Origin of the sequence: Peptoniphilus grossensis ph5 (assembly GCF_000311825.1) — a bacterium.
Taxonomy (GTDB): Bacteria; Bacillota; Clostridia; order Tissierellales; family Peptoniphilaceae; genus Peptoniphilus_A; species Peptoniphilus_A hominis.
This window is the reverse complement of record NZ_HE978568.1, coordinates 192,256-214,202: the sequence shown is the minus strand read 5'-3', so window position 1 is coordinate 214,202 and position 21,947 is coordinate 192,256. Positions and strand designations below refer to the sequence as shown.

23 protein-coding genes are annotated in these 21,947 nt (G+C 35.4%); 12 read left to right on the top strand and 11 right to left on the bottom strand.

Annotated features, from left to right (window positions below; genetic code table 11):
* Nucleotides 1–91 precede the first annotated feature (91 nt).
* Nucleotides 92–841 carry an IclR family transcriptional regulator gene (locus tag HGPG_RS08235; RefSeq protein WP_019125603.1) on the bottom strand — a complete coding sequence of 250 codons (750 nt, stop codon included), beginning with the start codon at nt 839–841 and terminating at the stop codon, nt 92–94.
* A 410-nt stretch (nt 842–1,251) separates the two neighbouring features.
* On the opposite strand from HGPG_RS08235, the gene HGPG_RS08230 reads away from it, so the two are divergent.
* Both HGPG_RS08230 and HGPG_RS08225 read left to right on the top strand, forming a co-directional pair.
* Entirely contained in the window at nt 1,252–1,527 is a 276-nt protein-coding gene (locus tag HGPG_RS08230; protein ID WP_019125602.1) for an autorepressor SdpR family transcription factor, read from the top strand.
* Nucleotides 1,517–2,158 carry an SdpI family protein gene (locus HGPG_RS08225; RefSeq protein WP_019125601.1) on the top strand — a complete coding sequence of 214 codons (642 nt, stop codon included), beginning with the start codon at nt 1,517–1,519 and terminating at the stop codon, nt 2,156–2,158. Before HGPG_RS08230 ends, HGPG_RS08225 begins: the two co-directional genes overlap by 11 nt.
* Before the next feature lie 90 nt (nt 2,159–2,248).
* Here the strand turns inward: HGPG_RS08225 and HGPG_RS08220 are convergent, their stop codons facing one another.
* The 8 genes from HGPG_RS08220 to HGPG_RS08190 all read right to left on the bottom strand — a co-directional run bounded on the left by HGPG_RS08220 (nt 2,249) and on the right by HGPG_RS08190 (nt 10,044).
* The gene (locus tag HGPG_RS08220; RefSeq protein WP_019125600.1) at nt 2,249–3,043 is read right to left on the bottom strand and encodes a carbon-nitrogen hydrolase family protein; all 795 of its coding nucleotides are present in this window, start codon (nt 3,041–3,043) and stop codon (nt 2,249–2,251) included.
* Nucleotides 3,044–3,056: 13 nt separating this feature from the next.
* Nucleotides 3,057–3,932 carry an undecaprenyl-diphosphate phosphatase gene (locus HGPG_RS08215; protein WP_019125599.1) on the bottom strand — a complete coding sequence of 292 codons (876 nt, stop codon included), beginning with the start codon at nt 3,930–3,932 and terminating at the stop codon, nt 3,057–3,059.
* A gap of 89 nt (nt 3,933–4,021) precedes the next feature.
* The gene (gene dnaB, locus HGPG_RS08210; RefSeq protein WP_036732006.1) at nt 4,022–5,383 is read right to left on the bottom strand and encodes a replicative DNA helicase; all 1,362 of its coding nucleotides are present in this window, start codon (nt 5,381–5,383) and stop codon (nt 4,022–4,024) included.
* Between the two features lie 5 nt (nt 5,384–5,388).
* On the bottom strand, nt 5,389–5,838 hold the full coding sequence (rplI, locus tag HGPG_RS08205; RefSeq protein WP_019125597.1) for a 50S ribosomal protein L9: 450 nt from the start codon (nt 5,836–5,838) through the stop codon (nt 5,389–5,391).
* A 1-nt stretch (nt 5,839) separates the two neighbouring features.
* Nucleotides 5,840–7,837: a DHH family phosphoesterase gene (locus HGPG_RS08200; protein WP_019125596.1), complete on the bottom strand. Its 1,998-nt coding sequence runs from the start codon at nt 7,835–7,837 to the stop codon at nt 5,840–5,842.
* Between the two features lie 11 nt (nt 7,838–7,848).
* Nucleotides 7,849–8,790 (bottom strand): DUF2232 domain-containing protein, encoded by a 942-nt coding sequence (locus HGPG_RS08195; protein ID WP_019125595.1) that lies wholly within the window; start codon nt 8,788–8,790, stop codon nt 7,849–7,851.
* A 131-nt stretch (nt 8,791–8,921) separates the two neighbouring features.
* Nucleotides 8,922–9,098 carry a hypothetical protein gene (locus HGPG_RS10265; protein ID WP_019125594.1) on the bottom strand — a complete coding sequence of 59 codons (177 nt, stop codon included), beginning with the start codon at nt 9,096–9,098 and terminating at the stop codon, nt 8,922–8,924.
* A 103-nt stretch (nt 9,099–9,201) separates the two neighbouring features.
* Entirely contained in the window at nt 9,202–10,044 is an 843-nt protein-coding gene (locus HGPG_RS08190) for a DegV family protein (protein ID WP_019125593.1), read from the bottom strand.
* 234 nt (nt 10,045–10,278) lie between these two features.
* Between HGPG_RS08190 and HGPG_RS08185 the strand changes: the two genes are divergently transcribed.
* Nucleotides 10,279–10,962 carry a radical SAM protein gene (locus HGPG_RS08185; protein ID WP_036731958.1) on the top strand — a complete coding sequence of 228 codons (684 nt, stop codon included), beginning with the start codon at nt 10,279–10,281 and terminating at the stop codon, nt 10,960–10,962.
* 109 nt (nt 10,963–11,071) lie between these two features.
* Here the strand turns inward: HGPG_RS08185 and HGPG_RS08180 are convergent, their stop codons facing one another.
* A complete protein-coding gene (locus HGPG_RS08180) occupies nt 11,072–12,649 on the bottom strand; it encodes an AbgT family transporter (RefSeq protein ID WP_019125591.1) in 1,578 nt (525 codons plus the stop codon).
* 268 nt (nt 12,650–12,917) lie between these two features.
* On the opposite strand from HGPG_RS08180, the gene sdaAB reads away from it, so the two are divergent.
* The 8 genes from sdaAB (at nt 12,918) to HGPG_RS10370 (ending at nt 19,467) form a co-directional block, all read left to right on the top strand.
* The gene (gene sdaAB / locus HGPG_RS08175; RefSeq protein ID WP_019125590.1) at nt 12,918–13,586 is read left to right on the top strand and encodes an L-serine ammonia-lyase, iron-sulfur-dependent subunit beta; all 669 of its coding nucleotides are present in this window, start codon (nt 12,918–12,920) and stop codon (nt 13,584–13,586) included.
* Nucleotides 13,587–14,468, top strand: coding sequence for an L-serine ammonia-lyase, iron-sulfur-dependent, subunit alpha (sdaAA, locus tag HGPG_RS08170; protein WP_019125589.1), 882 nt, complete (start codon nt 13,587–13,589; stop codon nt 14,466–14,468). It abuts the gene before it with no gap.
* Between the two features lies 1 nt (nt 14,469).
* Entirely contained in the window at nt 14,470–15,711 is a 1,242-nt protein-coding gene (locus tag HGPG_RS08165) for a dicarboxylate/amino acid:cation symporter (protein ID WP_019125588.1), read from the top strand.
* Nucleotides 15,712–15,842: 131 nt separating this feature from the next.
* A complete protein-coding gene (gene ymfI, locus HGPG_RS08160; RefSeq protein WP_019125587.1) occupies nt 15,843–16,577 on the top strand; it encodes an elongation factor P 5-aminopentanone reductase in 735 nt (244 codons plus the stop codon).
* Between the two features lie 17 nt (nt 16,578–16,594).
* Entirely contained in the window at nt 16,595–17,491 is an 897-nt protein-coding gene (locus tag HGPG_RS08155) for a diacylglycerol/lipid kinase family protein (protein ID WP_019125586.1), read from the top strand.
* Nucleotides 17,484–18,311 (top strand): bifunctional 5,10-methylenetetrahydrofolate dehydrogenase/5,10-methenyltetrahydrofolate cyclohydrolase, encoded by an 828-nt coding sequence (locus HGPG_RS08150; RefSeq protein WP_019125585.1) that lies wholly within the window; start codon nt 17,484–17,486, stop codon nt 18,309–18,311. Before HGPG_RS08155 ends, HGPG_RS08150 begins: the two co-directional genes overlap by 8 nt.
* Before the next feature lie 75 nt (nt 18,312–18,386).
* Complete coding sequence (locus HGPG_RS08145) at nt 18,387–19,289, top strand: arginine deiminase-related protein (RefSeq protein WP_019125584.1); 903 nt, start codon at nt 18,387–18,389, stop codon at nt 19,287–19,289.
* A 1-nt stretch (nt 19,290) separates the two neighbouring features.
* The gene (locus HGPG_RS10370; protein WP_019125583.1) at nt 19,291–19,467 is read left to right on the top strand and encodes a hypothetical protein; all 177 of its coding nucleotides are present in this window, start codon (nt 19,291–19,293) and stop codon (nt 19,465–19,467) included.
* A 74-nt stretch (nt 19,468–19,541) separates the two neighbouring features.
* Here the strand turns inward: HGPG_RS10370 and HGPG_RS08140 are convergent, their stop codons facing one another.
* Nucleotides 19,542–20,981, bottom strand: coding sequence for an APC family permease (locus HGPG_RS08140; RefSeq protein ID WP_218915215.1), 1,440 nt, complete (start codon nt 20,979–20,981; stop codon nt 19,542–19,544).
* Nucleotides 20,982–21,193: 212 nt separating this feature from the next.
* Between HGPG_RS08140 and srtB the strand changes: the two genes are divergently transcribed.
* Nucleotides 21,194–21,919: a class B sortase gene (gene srtB, locus HGPG_RS08135; protein ID WP_019125581.1), complete on the top strand. Its 726-nt coding sequence runs from the start codon at nt 21,194–21,196 to the stop codon at nt 21,917–21,919.
* Nucleotides 21,920–21,947 lie beyond the last annotated feature (28 nt).

The window sequence follows — 21,947 nt, the reverse complement described above, 5'->3', positions numbered from 1 at the left end:
AAATAATAATTCACAAAATTTTAAGGCTCCTAAAAAAATTTAGGTAAAGAAAAAAGTTGTGCCCCTTGACACAACTCATAAATAAAAAATATTAAACTTCAGAATATCCAAGATTTTTTGAAAATTCCATGCCGCAGTTTTTCACTGCCTCTATATATTCTTTTTTTGTAGCTTCTGTAACTCTTTCCTTGGGAATTACTACGCCAATTGCTCCCACGAGGTTCTCCTTGTAATTAAATACGGGAGCTCCAATGCCAATGGCATCTTCAATGTATTCCGAGTCGGAGACAGAAATTTTTTTGTTCCTAATGTCTATTAAATCTTTTTTTAAGGCTGCCTTATCCACTGACGCGTCTAAGTAGTCAGAAAGATCCTTTTCTAAGTAATAATCGATATATTCCTTGGGCTGAAAGGCCAAGATTGTCTTTCTAATTGCCCCCTTGTGTAAATCTATTTCTATTCCAAAATTTTCTACGATTTTTAGGGTGTGCTTGCCTTCAGACTTTGAAAGCATTAGTCCCTTGTCACCAGATTTTATTATAAAAAAGGAATCTTCCATGGTGATTTCAGATAAATTTTCTAGGACAGACTTTCCCACAGCTTGAGGGTCTAGCTTTGAGGATGCCTTTATGCCAAGAGGGATAAGGGCAGGGCCAAGGGCATAGAGGTGGGTCCTCTCGTCCTTTGATACATAGCCCACCTCGATTAGGGTGGACAAAATTCTATGGGCTGTGCTTGGCGGTATATTTAAAAATTCAGAAATTTCTGCAATTGTAAGTTCTCGATTTTCATTTTTTAATATGTCTAAAACATTAGCTGCCTTTATTAAACTTTGAATCATTTTTTCACCTTCCTCTAAAATTATATCATATAATGGAAAGTATTTCACTAAAAGAAATAATATTGGGGAGAAATTATTATGATTTAAAAAAATTATTAATTGAAAAATTTTTTAATTGTTAAAATTTTTAAGGGCGAAATAATTAGGGGTCGGTAAATAATTTTTAATGGAAAAAAATTTTTTGAATAAGAAAAAATTATGAATCGGTAAAAATTTTATGATCAAGAAAAAATTATGAGCCAAGTAATAATTATGAGTTGGTAATTAATTTTTAATCAGGAAATTTTTATCCTTCAAAAAAAAGAAAACTACTTTGAAAAAAATCAAAATAGTCTTGAATTTTGTAAAAAATTTTATATAATAAAATTAAGAGTTTAGATAATTATCGAAATAGACACAGAAGGTGAAATATGTTTTCTGATACTTTTAAGGCCCTATCTGATCCAGTCAGGCTTGAAATTTTAAATATGCTGAAAAAAAATGGCAGGATGAATGCAGGAGAAATTTCTGACAACTTTGACTTATCCAAGGCGACAATTTCCCATCATCTAAAAATTTTAAGAGAGCAGGATTTGATTTACGAAGAAAAAGAAAAAAATTTTATTTATTACGAATTAAACACTTCGGTATTCGAAGAAATACTTACATGGATTGTTAAATTTAAAGGAGGTCCAGATGAAAAATAAATTTAAACTGAGAAAAGATTCAATAATTTCCATAATCCTAGCATTTTCAATTGTAGTAATTTTTAACCTCTTGTTTTACGATAAAATGCCTGCAGAACTTCCAACTCACTGGAACTTTCAAGGTCAAGCAGATAAATATAGTTCGAGGTTTGATGCCATGGTGTTCACTCAAGTTTTTTTAGCTATAATGAATATCTTCCTCTGCTTTATGGTAGATAACGACCCAAGGAACAAGAAACAAAATAATTTTGTAATGACACTAAGTAAACTTGCCATGCCACTAATAATGCTTGTAGTCTATGTTATAACAGTTATGGTAGGACTAGGTAGAGAAATAAGAGTGTCAGTTGTAATTCCACTTTTCCTTGGAGTTTTAATAATCGCCATTGGAAATTACCTTCCAAAGATGAAGAGGAACTACACAATGGGTATAAAACTTCCTTGGACTTTAAATAGCGATGAAAATTGGAGGAGGACTCATAGACTTGGTGGAATTTGCTTTATAATAGTTGGATTTTCTTTAATACTTTCAGTATTTTTAAAAAGTGAAATTGTGTTTTTAGTTCCACTTTTTCTTGGAGCAATAATTCCTGCAATTTACTCTTATTACCTTTACACTAAGGGAATTTAAAATTAAAAGCCTTGAGTGATTTTTAAGGCGTAAAAAAACTCTTGCGAAAATTTTGCAAGAGTTTCTTTTTTATAAATTTTTATTTGTAACTTATAATTTTCTATTTTGTCTTGAGACTTCTAGGGGAAGTTTTTCCCTTTCCCTCTTTACCTTTTCATCTTCCAATTTTATTACGGCCAGATTTTTTTCTTGGCCTAAGTCTGCAAGGACATCGCCCCTTGGTGAAACACACAGGGAGTGGGCGTAGGCGTTTTTGGAAAGGTCCTCATCTCTTGCTATGGCAGGTGAAACAACATAGCACTGAGTGTCCACTGCACGAGCCCTATTTAAAAGGTGGAAGTGAACTTCGCCAGTCTTTTTCATAAAGGTTGACGGAACGAAGATGACTTCTGCTCCAAAGTCACGAAAACTTTGGAAGAGCTCAGGAAATCTCAGGTCAAAACATATTGCCAGACCAAAAATCCCATACTCTGTTTCAAAAACCCCTAGGGACTTGCCGCCAGAAATGGTATCAGACTCCTTGTAGCCCTCAATGTCAAAGAGGTTGATCTTTGAATACCTGTAAATTTCTTTGCCCTCCTTGTCAAAGACATAGGAGCGGTTGTAAATTTTTTCGCCAGACTTAATTGGTATTGAGCCGCCAATTAAGTAGACTTTATTTTCTTTTGCCACCTGGCTCATTTTTTTGTAAGTCTTGCCAAAATCTTCTTCTGCAAATTTTGTGAAATAAGAATTTTGGTAGGGACAGTTCCACATTTCTGGAAGACAAATTACATGAGCCCCTTCCTTTTTTGCCCGAGTCACATATTCTTCCATAGTATTTAAGTTTTTTTCCTTGTCTCCAGTGGCTGGCAGCTGAATTATTCCTACATTAAAATCTTTCATATTCACCTCAAAATTAAATTACATTAAAAAAGCCGAGACACAAAACAAGAATGCCGAGGACTATTCTGTAATAGCCAAAGGGGATAAAGTCGTGCTCACGAATATAGCCGAGGAATTTTTTGATTACTATAAGGGCAACGATGTAAGAAATGGCGCCGCCAAGAATAATCAAAAACCATTGCCAAGCTGTAAAGGAAAAGCCAATCTTAAAAATTTTAAGGGCAGTTGCCCCAAGCATAGTTGGCACTGCTAGATAAAAAGAAAATTTTGCTGAGCTTGTTCTTGAACAGCCAAGTAGCATGGCGCCAATAATTGTGGCAGCAGAACGAGATGTGCCTGGCACCATGGCAAGGCATTGGAAAAAGCCAATGAAAAGTGCAGTCTTTAGTCCAATGTCGTCTAAGCTTTCGTACTTAAAATCCTTATTCTTATTATTTTTTTCCATAAAAATAATTATTATCCCATAAAAAATTAGGGCTATGGCAACTGTAATTGGATTAAAGAGGTGGGCGTCGATGAAGTCGTCTAGCAAAAATCCAAAAAAGGCTGCGGGAAGAAAACCTACAATTATCTTTGCAATTAGCCTCATAGTTTCCATATCTCGGTACTTAAATTTTTCTTTAAAAGTTAAACTATCGTACTTCTCCTCGCCAATAACTGGTGCAAGTTTTCCCCTGGCAATGGGATTGATGTCGTAGAAGTATAAATAAACTACGGCAAGAATTGCGCCAAGCTGAATAATTACGCTAAAGGCATTGGAAAAGGACTTTGGCTCAAGTTTTATAAAGCTGTCTGCTATTATTAGGTGTCCTGTTGATGAAACAGGCAAAAATTCTGTGAGTCCTTCAATAATTCCAAGGATCACTACTTTTATTATGTCTAAAATCATATTTACCTCCAAATTTGTCAAAGCTATTATAACATTTGTAGCGACAAAAATAAAAGGCTCTCGCCATAAAGACAAGAGCCTTAAAAAATTTATTCACTTCTTTGTAAATTTAAAAATTTTGTAAATTCCTTCTTAAACATTAATTCAACTGTTCCCGTAGGACCATTTCTGTGCTTGGCAATAATTACTTCGCCAATGTTTGGCTTTTCTGATTCTTCCTTGGTGTAATATTCATCTCTGTATAAAAACATTACTATGTCGGCGTCTTGTTCTATGGCACCAGACTCACGAAGGTCAGAGAGGATTGGCTTGTGGTCAGTTCTTAGTTCTGGGGCACGAGAAAGTTGTGATAGGGCAATAACTGGCACTTCAAGTTCCTTGGCTATTGCCTTTAAATTTCTTGAAATGGCAGAAATTTCTTGTTGCCTTGACTCAACTCGGGAGTTCATCTGCATAAGTTGCAAGTAGTCTATTACAATTAAGTCAAGTCCCTTTTCCACCTTCATCCTTCTGCACTTGGCTTTTAGTTCAAGGGGCGATATGCCGGCAGTGTCGTCAATTTCAATTTTTAAATTGGAGACAATGGGCATGGTGTTAATTATTTTTGTCCACTCTTCCTCATTTAAGTTGCCGGAAATAACTTTTTGCAAATCCACATGGGCATTTGATGAAATAATTCTTTGGAAAAGTTGGTTCTTGCTCATTTCAAGGGAGAAGACTGCAACTGATGCGCCCCCTCTTAGGGCTGCGTTAGTGGCAATATTTACCATGAGAGCAGTTTTACCCATGGAAGGTCTTGCTGCAAGTAAAATTAAGTCAGACTTCTGAAGACCAGAAATTTTTCTGTCAAGATCTACAAAGCCAGTTGTAAGACCAGTTAAGGCATTTGGATTTTGCGCCTTCTTTTCCAAGTCAGAGAAGGATTCAAGGGCAATATTTTTTATATTTACAAGTCCATTTTTTGTTGAGTCCTGAGTAATATCAAATACAGATTTTTCTGCAAGCTCGATTATAAGTTCTGCCTTTGCATCTGATGAATAGGCAGCGGAAATAATTTTGTCAGAGGCATTTATTAATTCTCTTAAGATTCCCTTTTCCTTAATAATTTTGCAGTAAGACTTAATATTTGATACGGCAGTTACATTGGAAGAGAGGTCGGCAAGATAAGTTATGCCGCCAACTTCTTCTAGGGAGTCAGTTTTTTTCAGTTCCTCTGCAATGGTTATTACATCTGCAGGTTCGTTTCTGTTGTAAATATTTAAAATTGCATCGTAAATTTTTCTGTGAGCATCTTGATAAAAGTCCTCTGTCTTTAAAATTTCAATAGATGAGGTTATGGCTTCCTTGGATAACATCATAGAGCCAAGGGCAGATTCCTCAGCCTCTAAGCTGTGAGGAGGCATTTTTATATTTTCAACAGAATTTAAATCTAATTGGTCCTTTACATCCATGTCAATCAAGATTCCGGTCTAACATTTACCTTTAAAGTTGCAGTAACATCTGGATATAGTTTAATGTCAATGTTCTTCATGCCAGCTTCTTTAATATTTTCAGCTAGGTCAATTTTTTTCTTGTCAACTTCAATTTTGTATTCACTCTTTAAATTTTTAGCAATGTCTTGTGAAGTTATTGCACCAAAAAGTCTTCCGCCTTCGCCAGCCTTTGCCTTAATAGTAAGAGTTATTTCTTCGATTTTTTTCTTAACTTCATTTGCCTTGGCGCGGTTTTCCTTTTCTAACTTTTCTTCTTCAATTTTATTTTTCTTCCAAGTTTCCATGTTTTCAGGAGTAGCTTCAATGGCAACTCCCCTTGGGATTAAAAAGTTACGAGCGTAGCCAGTCTTTGCGTTAACTATGCTTCCCTTTGGTCCTAAGTTTTTGTCGTCCTTTAATAAAATTACTTTCATGTTATTCCTCGCTTTTGTTTTCTTCTAAATATTCATCTATAGCTTCTATTAAAATCTTTTCAGCTTCGTCTAAATCTTCTGTGTCAACTTGGGCTCCAGCCATATTTAAATGACCGCCGCCGCCAATTTTTTCAAGTATAAGTTGAACTGATACAACTTCTCCACGAGACCTGCCAGAGATGTGGGTTTTGCCATCGTTAATTGTTAAAACAAAGGATGCGTCAATGCCGTTGATATCAAGTAGGGCATCGGCAGCTTGTGCAGCCACAAGGACGGAATTTTTTGCCGCCTTTTCAAATCTCGATACAGCAATATTGTCGTGGATAATTTTTGTGTTGTGAATTACATCTGCCCTGTAAAGCATAGTGTCAAAATCGTCTTGGAAAAGTGCCTTTACCTTTAACATATTTGCCCCAGCTCTCTTTAAAACTGAAGCAGCTTCAAAGGTTCTCACCCCAGTTTGGAAGGAGAAGTTCTTTGTGTCAACAACTATTCCACTCATGAGAGCATCGGCTTCAAAGTGAGTTAAATTTAAGTCGTCAGACATATAAGTTAGCATTTCAGTTATGAGCTCGCAAGTGGAAGAAGCATAGGGTTCTACATAAGTTAAAACCGGATTTTCAACAAATTCCTTGCCCCTTCTGTGGTGGTCGATTACAACTATTTGACCAGTTGCCTTTAAGAGGTCTGGATACTCTGTAAAGGATGGCTTGTGATTGTCAACTAAAATTATTAGAGAAGAGTGCTTTATTGTATTCATGGCAGTTTCCCTAGAAATGACCTTTGCATAAAGCTCAGGCTCCTCTTCCTTCATCCTGTCAATTAAATTGTCAATAGATGGATTGGACTTTTCAAGGACTATAAAGCCTTCCTTATTCCTATTTAGGGTTGCACGAAGACAACCTATGGCAGCACCAATGGCATCCATGTCTGGATTTTGGTGACCCATGATGTAGACATTTTCAGATCTGTCGATTAATTGTTTTAGGGCTTCACCTATAACTCTAGCCTTAACCTTATTTCTCTTTTCAACAGCCTTTGACTTGCCGCCAAAAAAGGCATAGTTGTCGTCAACCTTTACAACGGCTTGGTCACCACCACGACCTAGTGCCAAATCAAGAGATGAGTCAGCTTCAAGGTAGGCATCTTTGAAATTAAGTCCAAAGGAAGAAACACCAATGGATAAGGTTATTGGAATGGAGTTGCCCTTGTTTAAATCTCTAAGGTCGTCTAAGATGTCAAATCTCTTGTCCTTTAAAATAGTTAGGGACTTATAGGTCATTACAACAAGGTACAAATCTTCGTCCATTTTTCTAACTAGGGCGTCGTATTCTTCAAAGTACTGAGAAATAGTTGAGTCAATCTCTGCAATAAGCAGGGGTCTAATTTCTGATGGGGCAGAAGATATTGCCTCAGAGAAATTGTCCACTTCGATCTTTGCAATAATTGGGTACTCAAAGGTGTACTTGTCCTTTAAATTTTTGTAGGCTGTGTTGTCTACAAAGTAAAGGAGGACAGACTTCCCATCCTTATTTTCAGACTTATCTTCCACAACATTGGTGTAGACGCTAAAGGATCTCTTGTTGATTTCAATAGGAAGGGTGTTGGCACCGTTTCTACCTATTATATTTGAGATGTCAATATCCTTAACTAAATTTTCAAGGTCCCTGTCTAGCACGCTCTTCTCGTTAAATAAATTTATGAAGGGAGTGTTGTACCAGAGGATTTTTGCCTTTTCGTCAGTTACTACAAGGGGAAAGGGCATGTCAAAAATAGCTTCCTTAGTTAAGGAGTCAAAATTTTCGTTTAAATTTTCAATGTGTTTGATTGTCTCTTCATTCTTATTTTTGATTTCGGAATAGCTTAAATAAAAAACATATGCAAAAGCAATAATTGAAATAAGGCCAAGAATTGGCTTTAGTATTATTAAAATAATAACGACTGCGATTCCAAAAATAAGATAGGGGAGAAAATCGCTAATTTTATAATTATCTTTCATAATATTCCCACTTAATTAATTTTTCTAAAGTTAACAATTTGGTCAAGGGCGCCAAGTATCATGACAAAAATTTGTAGCCCTGAGATGGCTAGGCAAAGACCAATTAATAGGTATTGTAAAAAACTCTTAAAGCCAAATCTTGTCATATAAAATTTAAGAACGCTTATACCTGCCGCAAAGAGCATGAAAAAAACTAAGTTCATTAAATTTAAGGTGAAAATTTGACCGCTGGGACCAAAATAATCGCCAGTCAAAGAAAAAATTGCAAGAGTAGCAATTGATAGCATAATAACTTCTCTTGGGAGTTTTAAAAATTCAAGAGAAGAAGGTTGCATGATAAACTTTCCCTTTGAAAGGAGACTTCTTCCAGCTGTAGTGTAAGTTACATAGGAAGTGACTACAGATATGATTATCAAAACAGAGGGAAGGATTTGTAAAAATCTCTTGTAATAAATTTCTGCACTTGCAGCAAAATTTGATAGGTCCCCTTGTGATAGTCCAGCTTCCTTAGCAATATTTGTGTAAAAGCCTGTAATGGAATTAATTGTTTCCCTTGAATTTAGCACTTCACTATTTATGCCAAAGGCAAAAAATAAAACCATTATAGATGTAAAAAATATAAGAGATGTTGCCATAATTGTCGGTGCAACAGGTCTATTGGTGCTAATCATATAGTGAAAAATTAAGATGAAGGGCCCAAAAATTGTAAAAATTATTATTGCCTCCATGGGTCCTAAGATGGCACCGATTAGGAGGACAACTGCAATTAAAGTCGCCATCACCTTTATGATTCCTTCTTTTACAGATTCAACTACATACATAGAAGGAAATAAAATATAAAGAAAGGGAAAAATCATTCCAATCATGGAAATAATTATAGACCTAGTAAAGAGTCTAAAGAGTCCCTTAAAATCAGTTTCTTTTTCCAATAAATCAACTCCTGTCCTCTTCATTTTACCACAGATTTATAATTTGATAAAGAAATCTAAATTTAGGTAAAAATTATAAAAATAAAAAATAAAGTTGGCAATAAAGTCTTGGCAAATTTTATAAAAAAAGCCAGGGTCATCCCTAGCTTTAAAAATTAGTAAATAATTAAGTTGTCGCCATCCTTATACATAAAGAAGCTGTCGTAAATTCCATCGGGGCTGTTCTCTAAGTCCAGTAAAAAGTCCTCTATATTTTCCATGACTTCATCATTAATTTCCAAATCCTCGTAGCGAAAAGTAATGCCCGATACAACTATTTTCTTTTCCTCCATAAATTCCTTCCTTTCTCAAAAAATAATTATAAAAACTACTCTTAATAAATAACTTAAAAAAGAAAAAAATTATATAGAAAATTTCCCCGAAAGGAAATTAAAATTAATTTCTAAAATATGCAAGGAAGAGGGCGCCTGGACCTGTGTGAGTGCCAACAACGCTTCCTATTTGTATAAACTCTGGAGAAGAAATTTTATCTTCCCAAAGATCTTTTGTCTCTCTCAAATATTTTTCAATCTTTTCACTGTCTCTTCCTGTGTAGCCAAGTTTAAGTGGCATGGAAAAGTCAATAGACCCATGTTTTTTTATTTCGCTAATAAATAAGTTGTTGGCATTTTTTATTCCCTTTGCCTTGCCAACAGATTCAATTGCGCCATCTTCCATGGAAAGAAGGACCTTGACAGAGAAAAGTCCACCTATAAGGGCAGATGCCTTGGAAATTCTTCCGCCTCTTTCAAGATATTCCAAGGTGTCAACTAAAACTACAAGTCTAAGTCTTTTCTTTGCTTCTTCTAAAAGTTCAGCAATTTCTCTTGCAGACTTTCCTTCTTTTACAAGTCTCAAGGCATAATCAACGAGGGCTCCCTCTGCATTTGAAACATTTAAGCTATCTACAATAAAAATTTTATCCTCAAGATCCTGGCTTGCAAGCTTTGCACTTTGATAAGTACCAGATAGCTTTGATGACAAGACAATTACCACAGCCTCATCGCCCTCATCTATGACTTTTTTGTAAACATCCATAAAAGCCACAGGCGTAGGTTGACTTGTCTTTGGGAACTCTTCCTTTTTCTCAAGCCTTTCATAAAATTCATCCTTTGTAATATCAACTGAATCTAAAAAGTCTTCTTCGCCAAAAGTTACGTGAAGTGGCACTACAATTAAGTCCTTCTTAATATTTTCTTCTATGTCACAAGTTGATCCTACAATTATTTTTACTGCCATATATTTCCTCACAATTATTTTATTTTATCTATTTTTACTATTATACATTTAAAATATTAAAACTTATTTTATAAATTATTAACATTTCATTAAATTTTTCACATATTTACTATATTGTGTAAGCTTTAGTATAGAGAAAAGAAAGGCAAGTGTCAACATTTACACCAAGCCAACTGTAAAGTATTTGTGGTAAAATATTTAGAGAAGATTGATTTTATTTGAGGAGATGATTTTATCAATAGATATTCAAAAATTACAAATAAGACAAAAAGGGAAATTGTCCTTCTAAAGGCAAGACCCTGCAAGTGGGGCAAGTGTACTTTCTGTGATTATATAGAAGACAACGAAGTGGACAGTAAAAAAATTGATGACATAAATCTTGAAGTTTTAAAAAATGTCACTGGAGAATTTGGAGTTTTAGAAGTCATCGACTCAGCCTCAGTTTTTGATTTGACAGACAAAAGTCTTGAGGCAATAAAAAAAGTTGTTGAAGAAAAAAATATAAGGCGCTTATTTTTTGAAGCTCATTGGATTTATAGAAATAGACTAGATGAGATAAGAGACTTTTTTGGAATCCCCATAACTTTTAAAACTGGCATAGAAACTTTTGACAATGACTTTAGGGAAAAAGTCCTAAAAAAGGGAGCTGACTTTAAAGACTATAGAGAAGTCCAAAAATATTTTGATTCCCCTTGTGTTATGGTGGGAATAAAGGGACAGACGAGAGAAATGATTGACCGTGACATGGAAATCATAAAAAACTTCTCTCACGCAACAGTAAATATTTTTATGAACAACTCCACAGATATAAAAAGAGACGATGAACTTGTAGCGTGGTTCGTGGAAAAATATAGGTATCTTGAAGATGATCCACGAGTTGATATTTTATTTGAAATTACAGATTTTGGTGTGGGCTAAAAATCTCTAAGAAAAAATAGAAGGCTTTAAAATTTATTTTAAGATTAAAAAAATTCCCGATGGAAAAATTTCCACCGGGATTATTTTTTGAGAATATTTTATTTTTTTATTAGATAAATAACATTGTTATCATGTCTTCTACATGAAGTGGTGCTTCTGGTCCAACAGGAAGTCCTATTAGGTACCATACTATCATTAAAAGTGTCCAACCTAACAAGAAGAACATTGAATATGGAAGCATCATTGATGTAAGAGTTCCAAGTCCAGAGTCTTCGTCGTATTTTTGCATGAAGACAACGATCATTGCAAAGTAAGACATAAGTGGTGTAATGATATTTGTTGAAGAGTCACCAATTCTATAGGCAACTTGTGTAAGTGCAGGTGAAAGTCCAAGATTATACATCATTGGCACAAATATTGGAGCCATAATTGCCCATTTTGCAGAAGCTGAACCCATAAATAGGTTTAGGAAAGCTGAAAGCAAGATGAACATAATTAATAGTGGAAGTCCCTTTAAGTTAATTGACTCTAAGAAGTCTGCTCCGTTTTTTGCAAGGATTAGTCCCAAGTTTGTCTTATTGAAGTAAGATACAAATTGTGCCGCAAAGAAAGCAAGAACAAGGTATCCGCCCATGCCCTTCATGGCTTTTGTCATGGCATCAACAAGGTCGTGGGAAGTTTTTATAGTTCCAACAGTTTTACCATAGGCAAGACCAGGAATCATGAAAAGTAATAACATTCCAGGTATAAGTCCGTGACCCAAGAAGTATTTAAGTGTCATTGCATTTTTAGATTCATCAAAAGCTCTAAATGGTGCATTAGCTGGGAACATAAGTGCGGCCATTATTGCACAGTATATAAGAAGTGCTATAAGTGCGTTTCTAAGTCCCTTTCTTTCAAGGTCAGTTATAGGTGTTTCGTCTGCCTTATAAGTGCCATGATATTCTCCCAAGTTCTTTTCTACAATTCTATTAGTTACAAAGGTACCAATAATTGTGATTAAGAAAGTTGATACAAATAGGAAGTACCAGTTACAAGTAGCGGCAAGAGTCATGTCTATACCACCAGCTTTTAGGGCTTCATTTGTAATATTTGTAAGTAGTGGGTCAGTAGTACCTAGACCTAAGTTGGCAGAGAAACCACCACTTACGCCTGCAAAGGCTGCAGCTATTCCAGCAAGGGGATGACGACCTGCGTTTGCAAATATAAGTGCTCCTAGTGGAACTACTACTAGGTATCCAGCGTCAGATGCAATATTTGATATAACACCAGCAAATACAACTGTGGCAGTTAAAAGTGTAGGGTTTACATTTGATAGAAGTCTTTTTAAAGTTGCATCAAAAAGTCCACTGTTTTCAGCAACACCAACACCAAGCATAGCTACAAGAACTGTTCCTAGTGGAGCAAAGCCTGTAAAGTTTTCTGTTGCAGAGTTAAAAATGTAAGCAAGCCCTTCCCAATTTAATAGAGATACAGCCTCTTTAGTAACTTCTTCTCCAGCCTTGGCATCGAAATATGTAACATTTAAGCCTGATTTTGCTGCAAAATGTGAAATTATGATTACGATTACACTTAGTATTGCAAAAATCATGGCAGGGTGAGGTAATTTATTACCAATTCTTTCTACGCCTTTCAGAAAGCCGCCAACATCATTTTTGTCTTTAATTTTTTTGTTCTGTTCTTTCATTCAATTCCTCCTCATTAATGAAAATAATATCCTCATAGTAAATGTTATAGTATTTTTTTTATACTTGCAAGACTTATTTGTGAAGATTATTATTTTTATCAGTGCTGTAATGGGATAAATTAAACGATTTAATTTCATGCAATGTACAATCTATTTATAATCAACTATTGACTAAAAATTTGTTGTTTAGAGGGTTTAGGAATGTTAAAATTAATTCACAATTTTATCACTTTATGCTAAAATAGAATAGCAAGGAGAGGGTTAAATAATGAAAGAATATAGTTCCTTTGAAATCCTTGGACCCATAATGGTTGGTCCATCGTCATCACACACTGCAGGCGCTTGCAAGATAGCAAGAGTTGCTGCAAAAATTTGTCCTGGAAATTATGAAAGCGTGGAATTTTATTTACACGGTTCTTTTGCATATACATATAAGGGACATGGCACTGATAGGGCACTTTTAGGCGGAATAATGGGCTTTAAGACCTATGATAATTCTATTAGAAGGGCTTACGAAATTGCTGATGAGAGAGGCATTAACTACTCTTTCATCCCAATGAATTTAGGAGAAGAGTATCACCCAAATACAGTTAAAATAAAATTTAATTATAAAGATGGAAGTAGCGAATATGTAATTGGCTCCTCAATTGGCGGAGGCAATATGATAATCGTTGACATAAATGGAATAAAGGTTGAATTTGATGGCAAATTCCCTACATTTTTGTTCCAATACAATGAACAAAAGGGCGTTATCGCTGAAGTTTCCACAGCTTTAGCTAATGAAAATTACAATATTGAATCTATTAACACATCTAAGGATATGCTTACTGAAATTGTAACCCTAACTGTTGAGCTAGACGAAAATGCCAATGAAAATTTAAAAAATCTTTTGTTAAATAATCCTAGATATTTAACTTCAAAATATGTGGAGGTTTAAATGTTAAATACTGCTAAAGAAATTATAGAAGTATGCGAAAGTGAAAATCTTCACCTTTATGATTTAGTCTTAAAGGGAGAGACAAAGACCCTTAAAATGACTGAAGAAGAGATGAAGAAAAAGCTTCAAGAAATTTTAGATGTCATGAAAGCTTCATCGCATGAAACACTAGATAAAACTTACGACACTGAATATAAAATGATAGACGGCTTTGCAAAGAAGATGAACGACTATCAAAAAGAAAAAGATCCTTTAACTAGCAAATTTCTAGTTAGGACAATGGCTATGGCCTTTTCCACATCTGAAACCAATGCCAATATGGGAACTATTGCAGCAGCGCCAACTGCTGGAAGTTCCGGTATTATGCCTGCAGCCCTAATGGCAGCAAGAGACAAATATGGTTTAGATGATGAGACATTAATAAATGGACTTTTGACATCAATAGGAATAGGGCAAATTATTGGTAAATATGCAACATTCGCCGGTGCTGAAGGTGGATGCCAAGCTGAATGTGGTTCTGCCAGTGCTATGGCAGCTGCCGCACTAGTAGAGATGCTTGGCGGAAGCGTAGAAGAAGCACTAAATGCAGCCAGCATTACACTTATTAATGTAATGGGGCTCGCCTGCGATCCAATAGCGGGACTAGTAGAGTATCCATGTACTTTTAGAAATGCCTCAGGTGTTATGAATTCTTTCATATCAGTTGACATGGCCCTTGCAGGTGTAAAATCAATTGTACCTTTTGACGAAGTTTGTCAAGCAATGGGTGAAGTTGGGCATCTACTACATGAATCAATTAGGGAGACTGGTCTTGGCGGGCTAGCAGGTACAAAAACCGGACAATGTATTAGAGCCGAGTTTTTGAATATTAAGGAGGATTAAAATGACAGAAAAAAAGAAAAAAATAGGTCTAATTCCTAGACTTATTATAGCTATTGCACTAGGTATTCTTGTTGGTCAATATTGTCCAGCAGTAGTAACTAAAATTGCAATCACAATCTCAGGATTATTTGGAAAGTTCTTAAACTTCATTATTCCATTAATGATTATTGCCTTTGTATCTAAGGGTATTGCAGACCTATCTGAAGGTGCTGGTAAACTTTTAGGAGTAACAGTTGGACTTGCTTATTTATCTACATTAGTTGCAGGATCTCTATCCTACACTATGGCAAGAAACATATTCCCAAGCTTTATTAAACCAGAACTTGCAGAACAAGTTCAAAAAGCAACTGCAAATGAAATTGCACCTTTCTTTGAAATTCCACTAGGAGCTTTCATCGATGTAACTGCAGCACTTGTACTTGCATTTATGCTAGGACTTACAGTTTCAGCACTAAGAGCTAAGGGAAGCGGAGAAATTTTCTATAAGGGAATTAACGAATTCAATGAAATCATAAATTTAGTATTAGCTAAATTCGTAATACCTCTACTTCCATTCTTCATCTTTGGTAACTTCTGTAACCTATCATATTCAGGTTCAGTATTTGCAATTCTTGGAATATTCTGGAAAATATTCCTTTGCATTATTATTTTGCATACACTATATTTGGTTCTTTTATTTGTTATATCAGGTGCATACACTGGAAGAAACCCATTCAAATGCTTAAAAGCAGCAGTTCCAGCTTACTTAACAGCTATAGGAACTCAATCTTCAGCAGCAACTATTCCTGTTAACGTTGCTTGTAACAGAAAAATGGGTGTAACAAGACAAATTAGAGAATTCTGTATCCCACTATGTGCAACAGTTCACTTAGCTGGATCAATGATTACTTTAACAGCTTGTGTATTTACACTACTTTCAATGTTTGATATGCCTCACTCTTTCCCACTAATTCTTAAATTTATCGGAATCCTAGGAGTTGCCATGGTAGCAGCACCAGGAGCACCAGGTGGAGCAGTAATGAGTGCACTTCCATTCTTACCAGTAGTAGGAATTGAATCATCAGGAACACTTGCTACAATTTTAATTTCACTATATCTAACTCAAGACTCTTTTGGTACAGCAGCTAACGTAACTGGCGATAACGCTATTTCAATGGCAGTTGAAAAAATCTATTACAAGTACATTGTAAAGAGACCTATTCCAGAAGAAAACTTCGACGAAGAAGCAAGATTAGATATTTAATCAAAAATGCATATTTACCTAGAAAAAACTATGTCTCGGACATAGTTTTTTTGCTTTATAAAATATTTTATGTCTAACTAATTAAAGAATTAAAATAAATTTGCTATAATGAAACTAAAGGTTGGTGTGACATGAAGACTGTACTTATAACAGGTGCCTCAAGAGGTATTGGCAGAGAAATTGCCAAGAGGCTGGCAAGAGAAGACTATAGAATTATAATAAATTACAATAAATCTGAAAAAGAAGCAAAAAAATTAGAAGAAGAAATTAGAACTATGGGAAAAGATGCCCTTGCCATAAAGGCAGATGTGACAAAATTTTCTGAAGTGGAAGAAATGTTTCACGAAGTTTCAAAAAGATTTAAGGGTGTTGACATACTTATAAACAATGCAGGAATTTCTAGCTACGCACTTTTCCAAGACATTGACGAAGAAACTTGGGACCATATTTTTGATGTAAATGTAAAGGGTGTTTACAATTCCATTCACGCAGCCCTCCCCTATATGCTAGAGAAGCATTCAGGGAAAATTTTAAATATGTCTTCCATCTGGGGCATAGTTGGTGGCTCCATGGAAAGTCATTACTCGGCAAGTAAGGGCGCCATAAATGCACTTACTAAGGCTCTGGCACAGGAACTTGGCTACTCTGGCATAACGGTTAACGCCATTGCACCAGGTGCAGTCGATACACCAATGACCAAAGAAATAGGAGAAGAAAATTTGTGCCTTCTCTCTGAGGAAATTCCCATGGGTAGACTTGCCACCACTGAAGAGATAGCAGAGCTAGTTGCCTTTATGATTTCAGAGAAAAACTCCTACATGACAGGGCAAATTATTTCGCCTAACGGCGGCATGATAGTATATTGATAGATAGAGGTGTTTAAATGAAAATTTTATTTATATACAACCCAAATTCTGGAGACGAAAGCGGCAAAGAATTTGTGGGAGAAGTTGAAGATTATCTCAAAAAATATTTTGATGAAATTATTATTAAGGAGACAAAAGAATCTGGCGACGGCACAAAATTTGTTGAAGAGATAAGGGATGTAGACGCCATAGGAGTCTATGGTGGTGACGGAAGTGTAAATGAAGTTTTATTGGGTATGCATAAAACTTCTTCAAGGGCTAAACTTTTAATTTTGCCAGGAGGTACGGGAAATTTATTGGCAAAGAAACTGGGAATAGATGATGACAAGGAAGCTGCCCTAAGATCCTTTGACTTTAAAAGGACAAAGAAGATTGACCTTGGCAAGGTAAATGATAAAATTTTCAGCCTCTTTGCTTCAATAGGGGCTGTGCCAGAGGCAATCCACGAAGTCTCCTCAGAAGAAAAGTCAAAATTTGGTGGTCTTGCCTATATAAAGAAGTCCATAGAAAAATTAGCTTCGTCTGAAGAATATAAACTTGATGTGAAATCTGATGGTGGAAATTATTCTGGATCAGTAGACCACTTAATAGTTGGTCTTACAAATAAAATTGGAAAATTAGAATTTACCCAAGAAAATGAAGAGATGAATAGTGGCAAGGCAAACCTATTTATAATGACAAGTGATTCAGTAAGGGACAGGCTTGAAGTTTTAAAGGACTCCCTTAGCGGCGAAGTTGAAGAGGGAGAAAGCATAGTTCACTATACAGTTAAAGAAGTGGAAATAAATTCAATGGATGGAGAAGAAGTTGCGCTTGACATTGATGGGGACAAGGGACCAAGCTTGCCAGTTAAGATAAAAATTTTAAGAGAAGAAGTGGAAGTTTATCTTCCAAGTGAGGTGAAAGATGACTAAGATTTTATATGCTAAGGATTATGTTGAGAAAAAAAGTGGTGACCTAATAGAAAGGGTAAAAAACTTAAAATCTAAGCCAATTATTTCTATAATAAGAGTAGGCAAGGACTACGGAAGCCTTGCCTATGAAAAGGGAATAAAAAAGACGGCAGAAAAACTTGGCATTGAGGTTGATGTCAATGAATTTGCAAAAGATGCCAGCCAAGATGAAGTCATTGATGCAATAAAAAAATTAAATGCTGACGAAAAAATTGGCGGCATACTTGTATTTAGACCTCTTCCAGAAAATTTTGACGAGAAAAAAATTTCTCTTGCCCTAGATCCAAAAAAAGATGTGGACTGCATGCATCCCCTAAACATGGCGAGAGTTTTCAGTGGAGATGTCAGTGGTTTCACGCCCCTTGCCCCAAAGGCAGCCTATGAGCTTTTAAAGTTTTATGGCTATGACTTAAAGGGCAAGGAGGCAGTTATAATCAACCACTCCAATGTTGTGGGTAAGCCCCTTGCCATGTTTCTTTTAAAGGATCTTGCCACAGTTACAATTTGCCATGTGGGTACAGTGGACCTTAAAAAACACACAAGGTCGGCAGAAATTATTTTTACAGCCATGGGCCGTGCTGAAACTTTAGATGAGACTTATTTTAATGAAGATGCTCTTGTAATTGACATTGGCACTTCAAAAAATAAGGAAGGGAAATACAGAGGCGACCTTGACGAAAAGTCAGTAGATGGAAAAATAAGTGCCTACTCACCAGTTCCCGGTGGCATAGGAAGCATTACCAACCTACTTTTACTTGAAAATGTAATAAATTATTATTAAAAATTTTTGGCTCTCCAAATTTTCTGGAGAGCCTTTTATTTTTATATTTGTTATAATGAAAAAAAGGAGCGAGAAATGATAACAAATAAAGTAATTTTAGTTAGGCCCTATGCCTTTAAGTACAATAAAGAGACAGCCATTGACAATGCCTACCAAGAGCGTCCCAGGGAAAGTGCAGAGGATGAAATAAAAGAGAGAGCCTTAGAGGAATTTGACCAGGCAGTAAGACTTCTTCAAGAAAATAAAATTCATGTTTATGTAATAGAAGATTTTGATGAGTCTACACCAGATTCAATTTTTCCTAACAATGTCTTTGTGACCTTCCCAGGAAAAGTTTTTGTGTCAGAAATGTACACAGAAAACAGAAATAAGGAGTACGAAAAAATTATTCCCCAGCTAAAAAAAATTATTGATTATGACAAAGCTGACCTAGTTGATTTTAGAAATGATGAGGGAAAAGTTTTGGAAGGAACAGGCGCCCTTGTCATAGACAGGTGGAGTAATATTTGCTACGGCTGCCTATCAAAGCGCTGCGACGAAGATGAATTTTTAAAATTTGCCAAGGTCTTTGGTCTTAAGCCAGTGGCTTTTAGGGCAAGGGACAAGGGTAAGGACATTTACCACACAAATGTGCTTATGATGGTGGCAGAAAAGTTTGCAATTATTGCAGATAGTTTGATTACTGAAAATAGAGAGGAAGTTTTAAATTCCTTGAGGGAAAGCGGCAAGGAAATAATATCTCTTTCAGAAGATGAGTTTAATAATTTTGCGGCAAACTCCATTGAGTTAAAGGGAGAAGACAAAAATATTCTCGTGATTTCAAAGGCTGCCTATGATAGCCTAAGTGATGACCACAAAAAAATTATTGAAAAGTATGATGAGATCCTTCCTATTTGCGTAGACACAATTGCAAAATATGGCGGCGGGTCAATAAGATGTATGATTGCCGAAAATTTTTTTGACTTAAGGAAATATTAAGGTGGAAATTTTAAAATGCTTGGGATTTTTACTTGTAGCACTTGGCTTGGCTTTGGGAATCCCAAAAAAATTAAGGGACTATAGAGAAGAAAAAAATTTGGAAAACTTCTTGGAATTATTTGGTCGCATCATAATGATTCCCTCTGCAATAATCTTGGCAATAGGAGTTTTTATTTAAGAGACAGAGGGAAAGGTCCAAGAAATAATTTAAAATACTTGCAGAGATAAATTTTGTCTCTGCTTTTTTATTGGCTAAGCTTTTTTACTATAAAATTTTAAAAAGGCCAGCCCCAAAAATAACCAGAAGAAGAAAATAATTAAGGCAGTGTAGCCCATAAAGGCAGGAGTCTTTGGAACAAAGGTGGAGATGACAATTACAGCAGAAATTATTATTGCTGGATAAATAGTTAGCTTTCCACCAGGTGCCTTAAAGGATGTGTAATACTCTTTGTCCTTGTTTATTAAAACCACAAGGGATAGGCAAGTTAAGAACCAACCGATGACAAAGGAAACTGAACCCAGACTAGTTAAGGGGTCTATTAAGTTCATGCCCACAAAGGGACCTATGGCAGCAAAAATAAAGCAAAAAACTAGAGCAGTTACTGGAGTTCCATACTCGGCATGTTCCTTGGCAAAAATTTTTGGAATTAAATTATTTTTTGCCATTGATTGGATTAGTCTTGCCGATGCCATAAACATTCCGTTCCAAGTGGAAAAAAGTCCTGCCAAAGTTCCTATTATAATTAGTTTTGAAAGAATGTAACCTAGCTTTCCACCATAAGCTTCTTGAAGCAAATAGCCCATGGCAGGTGGACTGGCGAGAGAATATTCTTGCCAATTGGAGACGCTAGCTGTTGAAAGTATAACAAGTGAGTAAAAAATTCCTGCAGCAACTATGGAAAGGACCATGGAAATTGCCACATTTTTAAATTTCTTATCTGGCGAAGTTTCTTCAACAGACTGTGCAATAGTGTCAAAGCCTGACATAAAAAAGGGAACTAATACTACAATGGCTATTATTCCGCCGAAAAGTGAGGAGTGACTTCCCTCGCCAACATTTTGGTAAAGGGGGTATAAATTATTTGCATTTCCTGCCTTAAAAGAAAATATAATTACTATTACTCCTATTACAATTATTAAAATAGAAAGTATAGACTGAAGCTTTGAAGCAAAATCAGACCCCTTAAAGTTTATAAAAAATAATAAAAGGGCTAGGATGACTCCAAGAAGGATGGAAGATGCTTTTATGGGAGCACCTACTACATAATAAAGGACTCTTGAACTTGAGAGCCAAGGAATCAAATTTTCGAGGATGGTGTTTATATAAATTGCCTCCCAAGGAAGTATTGTCAAGTAAGAAAGTGCCAAGAACCATGATGATATAAAGGATAAATTTCTCCCAAAGGCCTTGTTGGTGTAAACTAAGACGCCGCCTCCTTGAGGAAGAGTGGCGAGAAGTTCACCATGACACAAGCCAATTGGTATCAAAAGCAGGGTGGCGATTATAAAACCTAAAAAGGCAGGGATGGGACCTCCAGCTTGAGCAATCCAGTGGTTAGATGAAACTGCCCAGCCAACTCCAACCATAGACCCAAAACCAAGCATGAAAAAATCAAGATAACCCATGTCACCTTTTTTTCTGCTTTGTCTTATTCTCATTATATTTTTTATATTTGGAATTCTTTTTTTCATTTCCTGATACTTGTCTTCTTTCAAAATAAACACCTCTGTCAAAAGTTTTAAGTCTACTTTATTATGTGAAACTATATTATAATAATAATTTAAAAAGACTTGAGATGTCAAATTTGCAAAGATTTCTTTCTTTAATTTTTATTTTCCTTGACTATTTGTATTAAAATCAGGTAAGTATATAGGTAACATTTAGATTTTCTAAAGGAGAAAAGATGAAAAATAAAATTTTAAGTATAGTAGAAATAATTTTAATAGTAATTTTAGCCACAAGCTTTTATAGAATATATAGTTACAACAAGGCTGACAAGGAATTTAAGACTGCTACAAGGGAAGTGCAGGAGAAGTTTCAAAAATCTAATGAAGAAAAGCTTGCTGATGACAATAGGGATAAGGAAGCAAGGGAAAAAATTGAGGCACTTCAAAAAGACTATGAGTCAGTAATTGGCTGGATAAAAGTGGACGGGACAGAAATAGATTATCCCATAGTAAAGGGCAGTGACAACAAATATTACCTAAATCATAATTACAAGAATGACTACAATGTCTTTGGAGCAATTTTCATGGACTACAGAAACGAGGAGAATTTTTCTGACCAAAACACAATTATTTATGGCCACAACAATGATCGCGGCGGAAATTTTAGAGCACTTCACAAGTTAGAGGAAGATGGATTTTTTGAAAAAAATAGATTTATTGAAATTTTTTCTGAGGCTGGCTACAAGAAATACCAAATCTTTGCAGTGTATAAGGCAGGACCTTATGATGAATTTAGAAGTCCAAAATATTCAGAAGAAGATGGAGAAAAACTTCGCACCTACATCAAAGAGAGAAATATATTAAAGACAGAAGTCCCCAGTGAATTTAAAGATATTTTAACCCTACAAACTTGTTCTCCAAAGGATACAAGGCTTGTTGTGCAAGGAAAATTAGTAGAATAATAATTTTTAAATTTTTATAATTTTAAAG

What these genes read in the sequence shown, in the direction of transcription:
- HGPG_RS08150 (WP_019125585.1), top strand. Translation starts at nt 17,484, where the DNA reads ATGACTAAGATTTTATATGCTAAGGATTATGTTGAGAAAAAAAGTGGT.
- HGPG_RS08230 (WP_019125602.1), top strand. Translation starts at nt 1,252, where the DNA reads ATGTTTTCTGATACTTTTAAGGCCCTATCTGATCCAGTCAGGCTTGAA.
- srtB (WP_019125581.1), top strand. Translation starts at nt 21,194, where the DNA reads ATGAAAAATAAAATTTTAAGTATAGTAGAAATAATTTTAATAGTAATT.
- ymfI (WP_019125587.1), top strand. Translation starts at nt 15,843, where the DNA reads ATGAAGACTGTACTTATAACAGGTGCCTCAAGAGGTATTGGCAGAGAA.
- HGPG_RS08180 (WP_019125591.1), bottom strand. Translation starts at nt 12,649, where the DNA reads ATGAAAGAACAGAACAAAAAAATTAAAGACAAAAATGATGTTGGCGGC.
- HGPG_RS08145 (WP_019125584.1), top strand. Translation starts at nt 18,387, where the DNA reads ATGATAACAAATAAAGTAATTTTAGTTAGGCCCTATGCCTTTAAGTAC.
- HGPG_RS08220 (WP_019125600.1), bottom strand. Translation starts at nt 3,043, where the DNA reads ATGAAAGATTTTAATGTAGGAATAATTCAGCTGCCAGCCACTGGAGAC.
- HGPG_RS08190 (WP_019125593.1), bottom strand. Translation starts at nt 10,044, where the DNA reads ATGGCAGTAAAAATAATTGTAGGATCAACTTGTGACATAGAAGAAAAT.
- HGPG_RS08155 (WP_019125586.1), top strand. Translation starts at nt 16,595, where the DNA reads ATGAAAATTTTATTTATATACAACCCAAATTCTGGAGACGAAAGCGGC.
- HGPG_RS08165 (WP_019125588.1), top strand. Translation starts at nt 14,470, where the DNA reads ATGACAGAAAAAAAGAAAAAAATAGGTCTAATTCCTAGACTTATTATA.
- sdaAB (WP_019125590.1), top strand. Translation starts at nt 12,918, where the DNA reads ATGAAAGAATATAGTTCCTTTGAAATCCTTGGACCCATAATGGTTGGT.
- sdaAA (WP_019125589.1), top strand. Translation starts at nt 13,587, where the DNA reads ATGTTAAATACTGCTAAAGAAATTATAGAAGTATGCGAAAGTGAAAAT.
- HGPG_RS08140 (WP_218915215.1), bottom strand. Translation starts at nt 20,981, where the DNA reads ATGAAAAAAAGAATTCCAAATATAAAAAATATAATGAGAATAAGACAA.
- HGPG_RS08225 (WP_019125601.1), top strand. Translation starts at nt 1,517, where the DNA reads ATGAAAAATAAATTTAAACTGAGAAAAGATTCAATAATTTCCATAATC.
- HGPG_RS10265 (WP_019125594.1), bottom strand. Translation starts at nt 9,098, where the DNA reads ATGGAGGAAAAGAAAATAGTTGTATCGGGCATTACTTTTCGCTACGAG.
- dnaB (WP_036732006.1), bottom strand. Translation starts at nt 5,383, where the DNA reads ATGGATGTAAAGGACCAATTAGATTTAAATTCTGTTGAAAATATAAAA.
- HGPG_RS08195 (WP_019125595.1), bottom strand. Translation starts at nt 8,790, where the DNA reads ATGAAGAGGACAGGAGTTGATTTATTGGAAAAAGAAACTGATTTTAAG.
- HGPG_RS08215 (WP_019125599.1), bottom strand. Translation starts at nt 3,932, where the DNA reads ATGATTTTAGACATAATAAAAGTAGTGATCCTTGGAATTATTGAAGGA.
- HGPG_RS08200 (WP_019125596.1), bottom strand. Translation starts at nt 7,837, where the DNA reads ATGAAAGATAATTATAAAATTAGCGATTTTCTCCCCTATCTTATTTTT.
- rplI (WP_019125597.1), bottom strand. Translation starts at nt 5,838, where the DNA reads ATGAAAGTAATTTTATTAAAGGACGACAAAAACTTAGGACCAAAGGGA.
- HGPG_RS08235 (WP_019125603.1), bottom strand. Translation starts at nt 841, where the DNA reads ATGATTCAAAGTTTAATAAAGGCAGCTAATGTTTTAGACATATTAAAA.